Genomic DNA, 15093 nt, shown 5'->3' with positions numbered 1-15093 from the left:
TCTCTATGCCTGTTCGTTGCATCTGCCGAATTGCCCCGGTAGCGGGCCCTAATCAAGATGAGAGATTCTTTGGCTGCCTTCTATCAAAATCAAACGACTTGGGTCCTTCAGATCGAACTCAATTACCCGCGGTACGAAAAGGCGTGCATATCGTGTAAAGGCGCTCGTCGGAGGAAACCGAATAACGGTATCGCAGCGCCCGAGAAGATACATCTCAACGAGGGCGGAAATTGCGCCGTCCATCCCAAGTGCTGCAGTGTGCAAGGGGCCGTCTTGATCGGATCGGAAATGCTTGGGGACGGTGAGAAGATCGGGAAACCTGGCCGACAGGTGATCCAGGATTTGCGCGCTGTCCGTGCACAAGAACAGCCGCACAGGCTTGGGGTGCGGTAACGCTTTAGCCTTATCAACCGCAGTGCACACTTGTTGAACGGCGAACTCCGGATCGGCCCAGTAGGGCGCATGGTCCATGATGTCTTCACCGTTACCATGTCGAACATGAACCCCGATGATGCTGTGCCCCTCAAAACATTCTTGGTAAATGGCATCTATGCGTGTTTGAATTTCAGACCGAGGCTTGACACTCTGGAAGACCTGCCGCTCGGCATCCTCATCGCAGCGCCACATTAAGCAAGCGTCACACACTACTGTGTTCGCTTCGACATCGTGTTCGGCCTGAAAGAGCTCGCCCAACTCGTCGCGCTCTTGGAAAATCTGCTCATCTGGGCGGTAAAGGCAGTCGATCGCTGGCCTATTCCACCACTCCGGGAAGAATGGACCCGGGAAGGAAAAGTCGTTGATCCGGTCGTCGCAAATAGCCGGTACGCCAGCGATGTCATTGATCGGTTGGAAGAACACCGGAAAGGCATTTGTGAAGGGTTGGTCGAGATAGCAGGACCCGCGCCAGTCGACGGCTAGCGTTCGTCCCGACCGCTGAGCGTAGCGCCAAGCGGCCGCCAGCGACCACAGACAATCACCGAAGCCCGTACGCCTCTGAGAGACGACGAACCTGCGCTTTACCAATCCACTGACCTGCATTTTCGGAAATCTCGTTTCAGAGACGAGGTTGCATCTGGCTTGGGATCTCTTAATCGATACTAGTCGACCGTTACGCCGGGCGATTTGGTAGAGGCTGCGCGTGGGGCAGAAGAGCTCCCTCAGCACTGCCTATCCTTATCTTCTGTGACGCTCGCAAATCTTGACGCCGGGTACACTCGCTTCCGGTTTAAATTCAGCGTTCTCTAATGCGCCCGGCGACATGTGTAAAATTGATTGCGTGAATGTGGCCCATCCATGTGATGGATACTAAGGCGTTCCTTGACCATGAGCCTCTGCTGACGTGGGGCCGCGCTTAGCTAAGCGAAACAGCCGGTCGAGGCAGTCCACAAAGTCCCTTTTTCAGTCCAATTCTTAACTGCCTCAACGTAACATGTCATTTGCGGGCGTTTCCTGAAGGACGGATGTGCAGGACCCGCCAGCCGTCGAATGTCAGGCGCAGGCCATCCACGTCATTTATGGCCATCATGGCGTCGGTCCCACCGAAAGATGCGACACGGCGCCCTCTGACGCTTTCAAGTGCGCCAACATGGCGCAACTCCTGCCGGATAGCTTTCGAGCCGGCTGGACTGAGCGACTGGCACGCGATGCTGTGCGACGATGGCCGGGAGAGGAATTTTGGCGTCTGCAGCCATGTGGAGGATCGTTCCGACGGTTCTGCGGGTTCTCGGTGTCAGAGCCGACACCTGTGCGAACCCGCTCTCGTCCGTTTTCGACAGGCCCTTGAGGTTCATGACCCTGTTGTTCGCCGAGATCACCCGCCAGTTCAGCGATCCAGGTGAAGATCGGCACGCCGGTCGATGCGGCGATCATCGCCTCGGCCAGCGAAGATGATGAAGAGGGCCATTGGGTCAAGTACAAGCGCCGACCAGCGTTTCATTGCTTCAAAGCCCATTTCGGTGCCTACGCCGAGACGGCCCTTGTCGAGGAGATCGCCGTCACGGCGCCCACACCGAGGACGGCAACGCCGTTCCTGATGCTCTGCCCGACAATCCCGGCGAAGTGTTTGCCGACAGCGCCTACCGAGGCAATCATCTCGGCGACGCGGTGCGCGCCAAGGGTGGAAGGCCGCGCATCGTCGCAACCGCTATGTGGGGGCGCGACGAGGCCGAAAGCTCGACGCCTGGAACCAACCGATCCTTAGAATTTGTACTCGGATCGAGAAGATCTTCGGCACCTGTAGCCGGATGCGATGGCGAGGGCTGGCAAAGGCGGCCGTTCAAATTCGCCGCACTGCGATCGCCTACAGTATGAAACACAGTTTGATGGTCGCCTCGTCCCGCCCATCGTTGAAGCCCAGCTACCGTTTTCGGGCTAGCGCGCCCGAAATTCCTTGGAGGTCAATACGTAATGCCCTACCCGGCTTTTCGCCGCCGTCTCAGATGTGCGGTTCGCCCAAAGCCCCCGACTGCCACGAACTTTGTCTTCGCGCGGAGCGAAACCTCGCGCCCACGACTTTGTGCCGCCGATGTGCCGCGCTGCCTGTCAAACAATCCATTTTATGGATGCACCTCATCCAAACAATCGATTTCACTGATCAAAACAATTTCCATTAGAAGACGCTGAAGCAGGCAAAGATTACTTGGTCAGCGCAAAAGAGGGATGGTGGAGTTCTAGTGTGGCTTGGACCCACATGCTCGCCATTTTATCTGGGAACGGCTACGTGCCCTGCTGGCGCAGGGCAATACGATTCTACTGGCCACCAACTTCGTGGAAGAAGCGGAGCGGCTATGCAACCGACTGTGCGTGCTTGAGAACGGATGTAGAATCCCAGAAGGGCGTCCTAACTCGCTGATTGATGAGCAAATCGGGTGCGACGTGATTGAAATCTATGTCGCTCACCCCGCGAGCTGAGTTCGGCACTCAGGCCGCATGTGCGACTTAGGCAGGTTAGCGGCGAGACTCTGTTTTGCTATGCCTCGAAGCCGGAGCAGGTGTGCTCGCTGGCTGACACTGTCAATGACGAGCTCCGCGCCGCATCTGTCGAAATCCTACCATAGGGTATGAGGCGGGCCGCCGGTGTGGCGAGCCAGATTCGAAACTTCAACTACCATAGAGCAGGAAGAAAATGGGCGAGAACAGGAAAGTTGCTCTGGTTACGGGCATAACGGGACAGGATGGTGCCTATCTCACGCGTCTTCTGCTGGAAAAAGGCTACGTCGTTCATGGGATTAAGCGACGTTCCTCTTCCTTCAACACGGGTCGCATCGAAGACATCTACCAAGACCCGCACGATCCCGATCCGCGCCTAATTTTGCATTACGGTGACCTCACTGATGCGACTAATCTCATCCGAGTAGTTCAGGAATCCCAGCCAGACGAGATTTACAACTTGGCCGCTCAGAGCCATGTCCAGGTGTCGTTCGAAACGCCGGAATACACAGCAAACGCCGACGGTATCGGAACATTGCGACTTCTTGAGGCGATCCGCCTCCTCGGTCTGAAGGACAAGACCCGCTTCTATCAGGCCTCGACTTCAGAGCTCTACGGCCTCGTGCAATCCGTACCGCAGAACGAAACAACGCCCTTTTATCCGCGCAGCCCTTACGCCGCCGCCAAGCTCTACGCCTACTGGATCGTGGTCAACTATCGCGAGGCCTATGGTATCCATGCTTCCAACGGCATTCTCTTCAATCATGAAAGCCCACTGCGCGGCGAAACTTTTGTGACGCGCAAGATCACCCGCGCCGCCGCTGCTATCTACCTCGGCAAGCAGGACAAGCTTTATCTCGGCAATCTCGATGCTCAACGCGATTGGGGCCATGCGCGTGAGTACGTGCGTGGTATGTGGATGATGATGCAGCAGGATCAACCGGATGATTACGTGCTGGCGACGGGCAAGACGACCCCTGTCCGCCAATTCGTCGAATGGGTTTTCGAAGATGTCGGCGTCGAGCTCGAATGGCGTGGTGAGGGAGTCGACGAAAAGGGCTATGATGTCGAGACCGGCAGATGCCTAGTCCAGGTAGACCCACGCTACTTCCGCCCCACGGAAGTCGATCTTCTCCTGGGCGATGCCACAAAGGCGAAGGAGAAGCTCGGCTGGGTGCATGAGACATCCGTGCGCGAGCTCGCCGCGGAAATGGTGCGGGAAGACCTAAAGGTCATGCAGACATCGGTAATCATGAAGGAAGCATAATGTACGATCTGAAGGGAAAAGCCGTGTGGGTCGCGGGCCACAAGCATGGTGGGCAGCGCTGTTGTAGGCCGCCTCGCGTCTGAAGACTGCAAAGTTATGGCCGCCCTGACGTTTCCCCCAAATTTTATCCAGTCGATTACCGGATAGCTATCTGCCTTCACCTACCTCGGCCTAGTGCAGAATCTTGGCCGAATGAACTCGGCGCTCTTGCTGCACACCAATGGTCCGTCCGCGCGAAGTGCGATCATACCGCCGCAGCTTACCTTCAAATCCGGCACTGGCGAGGATCTAGATCCAAGCCGACGGCGCCGGGCATCAAATAGAAAGCCGCCGACCGAAGCCAGCGGGCTTGATTGGGATGGCCCGCGCGGACGGTCAAGGCTGCGCCGGCCGACCATGGCGGAGGGACCACCTTGGTCAACGGCACGGCCCGATGACGCCGTGCCGATGTACCACAACATGCGGCGAGATAGAGCCTTCCGGCGTCGCGGAAAAAAAGCCCGCCGGTTTTGAGCCAGCGGGCAAGTTCTGGAGTGGCTGAGATCAACCCAGCATCAGTCAACGACCGGCGGAACGGTTGGTTGCAGTGGATGCCAGCTAGCCGCAGCATGCTGTGAATCGTAGCAAAGTGAAAAACAAAACTCTGGACTTCCAGGTCGGACTCGCCCCAATATTTGTTTGGGGGATTCACATGAAAATTGGAGCACTCATCGCAAGTGCAGCCCTGTGCGTCAGCAGCTGCTCTACGAGCGCTGTCGTGTCGGACAGCGATCTCACGGCAATGAATACCGTTGCGCTATGTCACGTTCTCGCCAGCAGCACGGACGAACAGTATCGTAGCAGGGTAGCGGCCCTTCTAGTGCGCAGGGGCGCAACAGCAGAGAAGTGCACCAGGCTTGTGCAAACCGACAATGCTGTCGCGACAGGCATAGCAATCGCGGCTGTCGGCGGCGCAGCTGTGGGTGTCGCTGCCAACAACGGCTATGGAGGCGGAACATATTACCGGCCACCGCCACCACAAACCTATGGCGTCGCGTGGGACCAATTCTATGGCCAGAACTACAGCGTTATCTGGCGCTGCCGCGACCGGTCCACCGGGCGGTTCCTTGACGATTACTATTGCGCCGGCCTGCCCATGGTCGACAGCGCATGGCCGGGCTGGTCGGCGTAGCGGATGAGCAGGCCATACCGCAAATATCGATCCAATCGGTGGCAGAGACCCACCGGTGCCAAGCTGTGGCGGCGCCAACTTGCGAGCGTGCCGGCAATGCTCGGTCTTACGGCAGCGGCGGTGGCCGCCTTCCTGGCGCCGTCGGGCGCGCAACGTAGCGACGATGCATCAAAGGCCAGCCCACGAAGGGCGGCGCCCGCCTCGCTTACCGGTGTCGCTTCCGTCATTGACGGCGATACGATCGAAATCCACGGCCAGCGCGTCCGCTTCAACGGCATCGACGCGCCAGAGAGCCGGCAGCTGTGCCGCGATGCGAATGGCGCCGAGTATCCTTGCGGCCGGCGATCGGCCGAAGCGCTGGACGCTTTCCTGGCCGCGTCGAGGCCGCTCGAATGCACATTCGTGACGTGGGACCGCTACCACCGCTTTGTCGGCGATTGTCGGCGCGCCGACGGCGCGGGCGTGGCCGCCTGGATGGTCAAGCACGGCCAGGCGCTGGATTGGCCTCACTACAGCCAGGGCGCCTATGGGGGGCAGCAGGCGCAAGCCCAAGCCTCAAAGATCGGCCTGTGGGCCGGGACGTTTCAGGCACCCTGGGAATGGCGCGCTGCGCACGCCGACGGCGCGGCGCCGTCGAGTCGCCCGCTGGGCATCATCAGCCGTAAGCTGGTCGCGCAGAGCGGCTATTCTTGCGAGCCGCGGAGAACGTGCAAGCAGATCGGTTCCTGCGACGAAGCCAACTGGTACCTGCAAAACTGCTCATGGGGCGGAAAACTCGATCGCGACAAGGATGGGATCCCATGCGAAACACTCTGCTAGCAAGATCGCTGCGGCAGCGATTGGCCTTACGACAGGCGTAGCTCTAGGTGTCCATGGCGTTTTCTGCGAGCGAATCCGTAACTGCCATGGATTTGACGCTCGCCAGTGCGCCCTTTCTCATGGTGGCAATTGCTGAGCTCACCAAAATACCGATAGCCACCCTGCTTTTTAGTGCGTCCTGGTTCTGGAAGCCCATGATCTTGGTCTTCCTCCTCGTTCTGGCAGGCATAACCTTTGAGACGGTGTTTATGGGAATGGAGCGAGCGGGTGCTCTGCGCCAACTGCGTTACGAGGAACTCGTAAACAAAATCGACGCGCTGGACCCAGGAGGCTATGAAGCTGGCCTCGGCCGACGAACTTGGCCGAAAATCCGATCAGGTCGAACAGGCGCGTTCCGAAATTGAGCAGCTTGCGTCTCTTGCGGAAAAATCCCGGGCGACCTTTCAGTCGCAGATTGCCGAGGTCAATGCTGAATTGGAGGGAACGACCGCCCTTACTCCAGAAGCGTCGCGCGTTCGCGACCAAGTGGAGGAAAAAAGCGCGGTTCGATTGGCGTTGATTCAGCAGCGCGACGGCGAAGCAAAGGAAGCCGTTGATCAGTTCGAGCGTCAACGCGACAGCTTTGTTGAACGTATCAAGATGGCGCGCGATTCCGGCGATAGCGACTCGGCACGCCGGCTAGAATCAGAAGTGGCGAAACTTGCTAATCCACGCACTAAAATTATAGCCAAGTTCGACACTCAGATAGAGCCGCTCGACCAAGAGGTCGCCGCCCTGCGTGCAGGTTTCGATGTTTGCGGGCAAGCAGCCCTCCTATGACTGCCGACCAGAGGCAAAAACTTATGGATAGACGCTCGACGTTGGAACAGACGCGCGACAGTGATGCCGGGGCTTGGCAGCGCCGATTGGATGACGCTGGCAAACGGCTCGCAGAAGCGCAGGCCGCTGAGGCCAACAAGGCACACATCTCGGCCCAAAACCAGGTCAGACAAGACCTGATTGCCAAGGAACTCAGCGGTTTGGAGAAGGAGCGGATCCCCATGGCGCGAACAGATCAGGTCCGCCGTATTGCCTCCCGCTGGTACGGCAGCAAACCTGAACTGGAGACTGAGGCCCAGGCCTGAATAATCTCTGTGATTTGGTTCGGCTCGCTCGCGCTCATCGCCGCGCTCGCGGGACCAATTACGGCAATGGTCGCTCTAGCGCTCCAGCGCATTGCCGCCCGAGAAGAGGACAATTCAGAGAGCAAGACTTCCAGGCTGCTCCGCAGAATGCTTCTGAGTTGGCGTTGGCGCCGAATTCGAACGATTAAGGTACCAGTCGAAGTTATGGTCGAGAAAGAGGTTGAGAAGCGGGTTGAGGTGCCTGTGGAAAAGGTGGTCAAAGAGATCCTCTATGTTCCGCTCTTCACGGACGACCCCGAAGTTCTTCGAAAAGCCCTGGACCAAGATTTGCCGCCTGAGGTCGCTGATCTCGTGACGGTATCAATGAAGGACCGCAAAAGTGCTCGTCAGGCATAACACCACGCTGCTTGAACAAGCCGTCGATCTCGCCGTCAAGAGGTCGGCAATTCCGACCCTGCAAGCTCAAGCCGCGGCTCAAGAGAAAACAGCTCGAGCGACCGCCATTCGCCGAATGGCGACAGGCGGGGCCATTGCAGTGGCGGCAGTCGGGATTGGGCTGGGCATCAAGCTTGGTCTCTGGGATAAAACCTTGCCGGAGCCAGTGGCTTTGCCGACCATAGAGCAGCCAAGCGATCTCACCTCCCCAACAGATGAGCCGCCTATTCCTGTTCCAACTCCAAAGCCAACTCAGGAGCAGGCGCCCCAAGGCGTCGCGTGCCTCTTCAACATCCTTGATCTGCTGGATCAGCAACTCGATGCGATCTAGCTCGCGGCTGATCTGCGCTAATGAACGCTGGCGGCAGTGGACGCCCATCTGCGGTAATGAGCGCGTCGAGGCATTTGCGTCGATCGCCTTTCAACGGTTCGTATCCGGACACACCTTGGCTGAACAAAAGGCCCTTTCTCCTGTTGACGTGCCTGATCCGCTCGTTCGTCAGCGCCTTCCGCTCCCGCACCAACCGGCGACGGTCTTCCTCCTCCGGCGTTGGCACTCGCAACATCGCGCAAACCCGAGGCTCCGCCGCGGTTGTAGGCCAACAACGCTCGAACCAGTGCTTCCCCATCAATCCTGTCGGTCTTGGCCCGCCGGCGGCGACGCGATGTGGCAATGGATGCCGGGTCCACGACATAACTCTCGATGCCTTCGCGTTCGAGGACCCGATGTATCCAGAATCGATCCAGACCAGCTTCCTGGATTGATATGACCCGGAAACGCCGCCCTGTCCGCACTTCCGCCTTTCGTTGCAGCTCTGCGAAGTGATCGAGCAAACCCGGAATGTCGCCCCCCGGCACGAGGTGTCTCGACATTCTCTCGCCCCCACCTGGCGAAAGCGAAGTCACGAGCCATTTTGAACGAGACAGTTCTAACGAGACAAATATTGCGGCAAGATCGACGCGGATAGCGGCCGTGGTGTTGGCTTGCATGCTGACCTCCAGGTGATGTTTGGCGGCTTCACTCTGGCAGAGCGCTGGTCGCCTTCCATCCCCATAGGATCTTCACGAGAGCGGACTGGCAGCACACAGTATGATGATGCTCAGAGGCGGCCGTTCCGCTGTTGGCCCGTGAGCTGACGTCAAAATTCCTTGGGCATGTCCGATAGTGTGAAAACCGTATTTCACACTGACGACATACACATCGAGGGAATTTGCGACATCTACGCACCCTACACCTGCACCCGGATCTCTTCGGCTCTCGGTGGACTTGAGTAACTTGGCCGACGATTTGGCGAGTTTGGCGAATTTCTCGTCAAGCTCGCCGACCTTTTCGAGGTGATTCTTCTTTGTCACCGCGCGGTCATCCAGACTTAGCTTGCCGCCAATACCCTCATCGCACTAATTGCTATAGGACCGTCAACTGCCTTGGCGCGAATCGTAGCAATCAGATACGGTGCTAAATAGTTCGTCGTGAGGGCGACGGGGGTAAATACTTGGAACACGAAGCTGTACGCCAGATACATTATATCCAGCAGGCTCTATCCCAAAACAAGAGAGCGGTCGGCTTCTTCATTGGAGCCGGATGTCCGCTATCGATCCGGTTGGCCGACGGCTCGGCCTTGATCCCTGACGTCGCCGGCCTAACCAAAGTGATTAGCGAGACCTTCGCCGTCGGGGCGCACAAGGAAGCATGGAAGAAGTTGCTCACGGCCGTGATCGAGGACGATGGCGGAGCCAATAATATTGAATATATCTTAAGCTACATCCGGCAACTGGCCGCCGTTGCTGGTCCTAGTACAGTCAGAGGGCTCGACCGAACAACGCTCGATCAGCTGGATGCCGAGATTTGCGCCGTCATCAGTGAGCAAGTGGATAAGGCCCTGCCGGATCGCAGTTCTGCGTATCACGACTTGGCGATCTGGGCCCGATCGATCCGACGCGCCAAACCGGTTCAGATATTTACTACCAACTACGATCTCTTGGTCGAACAAGCGCTCGAAGAGTCCGCCACACCTTATTTCGATGGCTTCGTCGGAACTCGGAAGGCGTTTTTTGACCTTGGGGCCGTAGAAGATGAAAACCTGCTTCCAGCTCGCTGGGCGCGCTTATGGAAAATACACGGCTCGCTCAATTGGCGCTTGACGGGTGATGGCAAGAGAGTCGTGCGGTCAGACAACCGCGACACGAGCACCTCGTATCTGATCTATCCGTCGCATCTTAAATACGATCAGAGCCGGAAGATGCCCTATCTGGCAATGCTCGACCGATTGAAGGCCTTCATCCTTCAGCCGAATGCAATCCTGTTCATGTCGGGCTATTCGTTTAGCGATGAGCACATTAATGACGTCATCTGCAGGTCTCTGGAAGCCAATCCGACCGCCCAGGTCTTCGGCCTTATATACGGTGATCCCGCTGATGTTCGTTACAAGAAGGCTCGCGAGTGCGGACTTCAGCTGCCGAACCTGAGCATCTTGGGCGATCATTCGGCTATAATCGGGCGAATTGAAGGGCTCTGGAAGGCCCTCGCTGATGACGTTTCCTCTTCTATACCACCGGGCATAGTCATCAAAGCGGCCGACGGAAAGACAAAAGTCGGCGTAGGTAATTTCGCTCATTTCGGCTTTTTGATCCGTTATCTCACCGGTGAGGTGACCGAAGATGACGCCGTCTGAATCGGCCCTCGCGACGGTCATTGGCACGGTTCAGGACGTCAGTGGAACGACTGTGAGCGTTACGCTCGGTTCCGGGCAGCATTCGGGGCTGACCTTTGTCAGGGGCCAAGGCTACCGCATCGGCCAGATCGGCAGCTTCGTCAAGATCCCGGTCGGCTATACAGAATTATTCGGAATCGTCAGTCAGGTGGGAGCCAGTGCTGTCCCTGCCTCCAGGGTCGGAGAGCAGGCAGAAAGTCATCGGTGGATGACGGTGCAGCTGATCGGGGAAGGTCATAAGTCCGAGAGCTTCCAGCGGGGCATCTCCCAGTACCCCACCATCGACGACGAGGTTCACCTCGTCTCCGAGACCGATCTTCAGGCGATCTACGGCCGCGTGGGCGCGCTCAACAACTACGTAAGAGTAGGACACATTACGGGAAGCGAGTCGATCGACGCCCTTGTCGACATCAATAAACTGGTCACGCGCCACTCGGCAATCGTCGGAACCACGGGATCGGGCAAGTCGACGACCGTCGCAGGCATCTTATCCGCGCTGTCGGATCCAGGCCGGTTTCCATCATCAAGGATCGTTGTTCTCGATCTTCTGGAGAATACCCAAAAGCGCTGGGGGATCGGGCGAACATTTTTCGAATCAATCCAAACGCCAAGGCCGCCAACGAGCTTCCGCTCCGCATCCCCTATTGGGCTCTGAATTTCGATGAAATGCTCCGCCTGACCTTTGGGGCTCTACCGGCAGACGGCAAGGCGCGGAACGTCATCCTAGAACGCGTGATCGCAGCCAAAGGCGCGTTCCTGCGCACCTACCCACTTGCCGGGATTGACGAAGCCAGTGTCGGCGGAGACAGCCCTGTTCCCTTCTCTCTGAACAAACTCTGGTATGACCTGTATTGCGCCGAGTTCGGAACTTACAATCCCGCGCTCGGCAATCCATCTGATCCGAGCTCGTGGATGTATGAGAAGGATGGCGCGGGCAACGATATGGTGGGCGACGCGATGAAGGGCGTCGCTCCTCGCTTCCGCAGGGTCAAGGATATCAAGGGGGACGATGAGAAGATCCGCTATCTTCCGGACCCTCTCAATCTCGCCAGCGCGCTTGAAAATTTAGGGTCCAAGCTCCGGGTGTCACGGTTCGACTTTCTTCTGAAGGCGGGTGATTGGCATCCTGCCCTGGACGGAAAGGTCGAAAAAGACCTAATGGAGTTGATGAAGCAATGGATTGGGAGCGCTCGCAACACCAGCATCATCGACCTGTCCGGCGTGCCGTCATCCATGACCAACGACATCATCGGGGTCGTGCTGCGCGTCCTCTACGATGCACTGTTCTGGGCTCGAAACCTCTCCGAGGGAGGGCGAGAACGTCCGTTGCTGATAGTCATGGAAGAGGCTCACAACTATCTCAACGGCGCTAACGACGGCCTGGCGGCGAGCATCGTGCAGCGGATAGTCAAGGAAGGGCGAAAATACGGCATCGGTGCAATGATTGTCAGCCAGCGCCCCGCCGAAATCGATCCGACCATCCTCTCTCAGTGCGGAACTTTTTTCGCGCTACGGCTGAGCAACGCGACCGATCGCTCACACGTGACCGGCACGCTCTCGGACAATCTTGAGGGTCTGACGAACATGTTGCCTATCTTGCGGACGGGAGAAGCCATAGTGCTAGGCGAAGCCGTCAACATGCCGATGCGAGCAACTATCCAGGCCCCGCCCAAGGACCGCAGGCCCGACAGCCAGGATCCACTGGTCTGCGACGTCCAGATGCCAGAGGATTCCCAATCGCCGGGCGGATGGAATATTCACCTCAACGCGGACGCATCATACGACGATTTCGTTCGTGTCTGGCGGCAACAGAATCCTTCCCTCACAAACTCCAACGAGGCCTAGATCATGGCATTCCGAGACTTTGCACCATTCACTTCCTCCAGCATCCAGGCATTGCGATACGATGAGGGGACGCAGGTTCTGCAGGTTCTGTTCAATAATGGAGGCGTGTACGAATATTACGGTGTGCCGGCACGTATGGCTGAGGAGTTCGAACGGTCCGAGTCAAAAGGCGTCTTTCTAGCCGCGAACTTGAAGGGACACTACCGCTACAGCCGCGTCTGAACCCTGGAGGCCCCAACCGCATGGCAACCGTCTCGCTCGACCAGAAACGACGCCGGGTCGAAATCTCGTCCTTTGAGCTAGCAAACGAGGTGGTGTTCGCCTTCTTCAACCGGTTGCCTGCAGCCGATCGTGATGAAAAGCTGCATCGAGCGCTCTACATCGGTGTCCTTGCTCTGATGGAGGACCGGCTGTCTTCGTTCCTCTCTCAAACTGCAAACAGTCTCGGCACCGAACTGGAAAGCCTGAAGCTGATCTTCGATATGAAGCAAGAGCTTTTCTACAAAAGCGCCGCCAAGGGTGCGCACGCTGAGATTGAGATCGCGGACTTCCTCAACGACCTCATCAAATCACGCCGGTTTGAAGACACCGTGCATCTAACCGGAAGCAGCACAGGACTGCTTCCGCGGAACAAGACGGGGGATATCCTGTGCGAGATAGCGGGGCGTCCGGGCGCGCGCATCGCTATCGAGTGCAAGTTCGACAAGGGTATTCGGCTCGGCGACATCCGATCCAAGGACGTCTTCTCCAAGTCTTTCGACACCGCCTGGAGCCAACTTCTGGAGACCCAAGCCAACCGCGACGGACAGGCCGGCATCATCGTTCTGGACGCTACTTTGGCTGACAATTCGGTGCTCGCCGAAGTCAACGACCTGAAGTTCATTCCCGGTGTCGGTTTTGTGGTGATTGTGGATTCAGCCCGCGGCGACTACCGCAACTTGGCGATCGCCTATGCGTTGGCGCGGGACCTTGTTCTGCGACCCAAGAGCGATGACATCGATTTGGAAATACTCGCCCTCATCGTTAGCCGGACTGCGAAGGATCTTTCTGACGCGGCAGCCATCCGCTCGCTTGTCCTTTCCAATATCGAGACTGCCAAAGCGATTCTGGCGCGGCTAGAAAAGAGCATTTCCCTGATGGAATTCAACGGCCGGTATCTGGCGAAATTCATGAAGGACGGAACCCTGTCGAAACAGGATCTAATCAGCTTCTACTCCGGAGAGGAGGTTAGGGAGCGCTATCGTGTGGTAGAACAGGAAATCAGAGCCCTGGGCACTTAAGCAGCGTAGAGAGACTAGAGCGCTTGACGCCGCCCGTTTTAATGGCGGGTGACAGATTGCGTTCTTCGGATGGGAGAGTGCCGGTGTCCAGCAGGTTACGTGTGTTCATTAGTAGCACGATGAATGATCTCGGCGATGCGCGTCGGGCCGTGTCTGCACGGCTCAGCTCTCTCAACCTTGAACCCGTCAATGCCGAAAACATGCATCCCGATGGTAGCGCCAGTTGGGACGTCATCCGCGCAGAGATTGAGGCATCTCACCTCTTCGTCTTGCTGAGTGGAGACAGCTACGGTTGGATCCCGCCGACCGGCCCTGGAGGCGGCGAAGGACGATCGGTAACGCATATGGAGGCTCTGTACGCCAAAACGATCGGGCTGCCGATTCTTCCCTTCTTCAAGAAGATCCCGTACGGATCGTCCAACACCACGGTGGAGGCAATAGCGCGCGACTCGTTTCGCCGGGAGGTCGGAGATTGGGAGGCTGGCCGTTTCAGGCAAGAGTTCGAGTGGATTGATGAACTCGAGCGCAAGGTAGGAGACGCTTTGCTTGATCTTTTCCACCGCTCGGTCTTGAAGGAGATGGCCGAGAAGCGGCTCACTGGCATCCGGACACTTACGGGGGCCTCTGGACGGAAATTCGACAGGATGCCGATTCCTACCGGCTTCGTCGGTCTCGACCCGGTGCTCTTAGCTGGCGCAGGCATATCGGTGTCTGCTGGACTGCCGACGGCTAACGTGATGATTGAACTCTTCGGCGCGCGTTTGTCGCTTGGCATCGACGGGGACCGTATCCTCGCGAGGCACCGCTTCGCGGACGTCGCTTCTGCCGTTGAGCGCCGGTTCGGCCGAGCGGAGCTGGAAAGGACTGTGGTTCAAGCATTCGATATGGTGCAAGGTGTGGCGCCGACGCTTGGCCATCTGGCGGCGGTCTCAAGCTTCCGCCACATCGTCACCACTAATTACGACGACCTGTTCGAGCGGGCCAGCGTCGCACGAGGCGTGCCCTACACAGTCCGATCATCGAACGGTGAGGTTCGTGGGGACGGAGAGCAACTCACCATATTTCAGGTCGATGGGTCCGTCGGTAGCCCCTCTTCATTGATTGTCACCGAAGAGGACGCAGCCCACGCTCGCCTCGACAGTCTATACTGGAGTAGCATCGCCCAAGTGATCGGGAATCGACCAGTGATTGTTGTTGGCCACTCACTCCGGGATGAAAATGCGAGACGCGTGTTGGTAGAGCGCGGTAGTGGAGCCGGGCTCTACGTGTCAATCGCCAGTGATCCGATGGACGAAATCCTGCGCGATCGGTTCGGACTTGCGGAATGTGTCGGCACTGCGGACGACTTCCTGCAATCCTACGAGTACGCCCATAGGCAGGCGGAGAGCGGAGCCCTCACCCTGTAGCAATCGTTGCGTCGGCGAGCTACGATCTATACGACCATCCAAAGGCCACGCTAGAAAAACTCGGACGGGTTGGACTGCAAGCGGCCCAAAACAAAGCCCTCACTGTC

16 protein-coding genes and 2 pseudogenes are annotated in these 15093 nt (G+C 57.8%); 15 read left to right on the top strand and 3 right to left on the bottom strand.

Features of this window, described 5'->3' with window-relative positions; genetic code table 11:
- Window positions 1-48: 48 nt before the first annotated feature.
- Complete coding sequence (locus tag NKH70_RS23770) at window positions 49-1038, bottom strand: nodulation protein NodZ (protein WP_352700476.1); 990 nt, start codon at window positions 1036-1038, stop codon at window positions 49-51.
- A 796-nt stretch (window positions 1039-1834) separates the two neighbouring features.
- Here NKH70_RS23770 and NKH70_RS23765 point away from each other — a divergent pair.
- The 5 genes and pseudogenes from NKH70_RS23765 to NKH70_RS23745 all read left to right on the top strand — a co-directional run bounded on the left by NKH70_RS23765 (window position 1835) and on the right by NKH70_RS23745 (window position 6185).
- A complete protein-coding gene (locus NKH70_RS23765; protein WP_023718700.1) occupies window positions 1835-2200 on the top strand; it encodes a hypothetical protein in 366 nt (121 codons plus the stop codon).
- 476 nt (window positions 2201-2676) lie between these two features.
- Window positions 2677-2993: pseudogene (locus tag NKH70_RS23760) on the top strand (nodulation factor ABC transporter ATP-binding protein NodI); the annotation flags it as partial.
- A gap of 131 nt (window positions 2994-3124) precedes the next feature.
- A complete protein-coding gene (gmd, locus tag NKH70_RS23755) occupies window positions 3125-4195 on the top strand; it encodes a GDP-mannose 4,6-dehydratase (RefSeq protein WP_023718702.1) in 1071 nt (356 codons plus the stop codon).
- A gap of 898 nt (window positions 4196-5093) precedes the next feature.
- On the top strand, window positions 5094-5366 hold the full coding sequence (locus NKH70_RS23750) for a hypothetical protein (protein ID WP_023680062.1): 273 nt from the start codon (window positions 5094-5096) through the stop codon (window positions 5364-5366).
- A gap of 120 nt (window positions 5367-5486) precedes the next feature.
- On the top strand, window positions 5487-6185 hold the full coding sequence (locus tag NKH70_RS23745; protein ID WP_245278576.1) for a thermonuclease family protein: 699 nt from the start codon (window positions 5487-5489) through the stop codon (window positions 6183-6185).
- A gap of 43 nt (window positions 6186-6228) precedes the next feature.
- Here NKH70_RS23745 and NKH70_RS23740 read toward each other — a convergent pair whose 3' ends face one another.
- Window positions 6229-6381: a hypothetical protein gene (locus NKH70_RS23740; RefSeq protein ID WP_352700475.1), complete on the bottom strand. Its 153-nt coding sequence runs from the start codon at window positions 6379-6381 to the stop codon at window positions 6229-6231.
- Window positions 6382-6518: 137 nt separating this feature from the next.
- Here NKH70_RS23740 and NKH70_RS23735 point away from each other — a divergent pair, with 137 nt between their 5' ends.
- From NKH70_RS23735 to NKH70_RS23720, 4 genes are read left to right on the top strand one after another with little or no spacing between them, the layout of a single operon-like run.
- Window positions 6519-7004, top strand: coding sequence for a hypothetical protein (locus tag NKH70_RS23735; protein ID WP_023718705.1), 486 nt, complete (start codon window positions 6519-6521; stop codon window positions 7002-7004).
- On the top strand, window positions 7001-7309 hold the full coding sequence (locus NKH70_RS23730) for a hypothetical protein (protein WP_353026185.1): 309 nt from the start codon (window positions 7001-7003) through the stop codon (window positions 7307-7309). Before NKH70_RS23735 ends, NKH70_RS23730 begins: the two co-directional genes overlap by 4 nt.
- 9 nt (window positions 7310-7318) lie before the next feature.
- Window positions 7319-7705, top strand: a complete 387-nt coding sequence (locus NKH70_RS23725; protein WP_353026209.1) for a hypothetical protein — start codon at window positions 7319-7321, stop codon at window positions 7703-7705.
- A complete protein-coding gene (locus NKH70_RS23720; RefSeq protein ID WP_353026208.1) occupies window positions 7689-8075 on the top strand; it encodes a hypothetical protein in 387 nt (128 codons plus the stop codon). The genes NKH70_RS23725 and NKH70_RS23720 overlap by 17 nt, the downstream gene beginning before the upstream one ends.
- Here NKH70_RS23720 and NKH70_RS23715 read toward each other — a convergent pair.
- A pseudogene (locus NKH70_RS23715) lies at window positions 8025-8734 on the bottom strand (IS110 family transposase); the annotation flags it as partial. The gene NKH70_RS23720 and the pseudogene NKH70_RS23715 sit on opposite strands and share 51 nt — an antisense overlap.
- A 503-nt stretch (window positions 8735-9237) precedes the next feature.
- Between NKH70_RS23715 and NKH70_RS23710 the strand changes: the two are divergent.
- The 6 genes from NKH70_RS23710 (at window position 9238) to NKH70_RS23685 (ending at window position 14986) form a co-directional block, all read left to right on the top strand.
- A complete protein-coding gene (locus tag NKH70_RS23710; RefSeq protein WP_352700474.1) occupies window positions 9238-10416 on the top strand; it encodes an SIR2 family NAD-dependent protein deacylase in 1179 nt (392 codons plus the stop codon).
- Complete coding sequence (locus NKH70_RS23705) at window positions 10403-11110, top strand: helicase HerA domain-containing protein (protein WP_353026182.1); 708 nt, start codon at window positions 10403-10405, stop codon at window positions 11108-11110. The genes NKH70_RS23710 and NKH70_RS23705 overlap by 14 nt, the downstream gene beginning before the upstream one ends.
- Entirely contained in the window at window positions 11023-12300 is a 1278-nt protein-coding gene (locus NKH70_RS23700; RefSeq protein ID WP_353026205.1) for an ATP-binding protein, read from the top strand. The genes NKH70_RS23705 and NKH70_RS23700 overlap by 88 nt, the downstream gene beginning before the upstream one ends.
- A 3-nt stretch (window positions 12301-12303) precedes the next feature.
- Entirely contained in the window at window positions 12304-12522 is a 219-nt protein-coding gene (locus NKH70_RS23695; RefSeq protein ID WP_023718711.1) for a KTSC domain-containing protein, read from the top strand.
- Between the two features lie 20 nt (window positions 12523-12542).
- Window positions 12543-13580: a hypothetical protein gene (locus NKH70_RS23690; RefSeq protein ID WP_023718712.1), complete on the top strand. Its 1038-nt coding sequence runs from the start codon at window positions 12543-12545 to the stop codon at window positions 13578-13580.
- 83 nt (window positions 13581-13663) lie between these two features.
- Window positions 13664-14986 (top strand): DUF4062 domain-containing protein, encoded by a 1323-nt coding sequence (locus NKH70_RS23685; RefSeq protein ID WP_352835261.1) that lies wholly within the window; start codon window positions 13664-13666, stop codon window positions 14984-14986.
- Window positions 14987-15093: the final 107 nt, after the last annotated feature.

Source organism: Mesorhizobium sp. M0991 (assembly GCF_040318915.1).
GTDB lineage: Bacteria > Pseudomonadota > Alphaproteobacteria > Rhizobiales > Rhizobiaceae > Mesorhizobium.
Note: the sequence above shows the minus strand (reverse complement) of the source record. Positions and strands in the feature narration are given on the sequence as shown.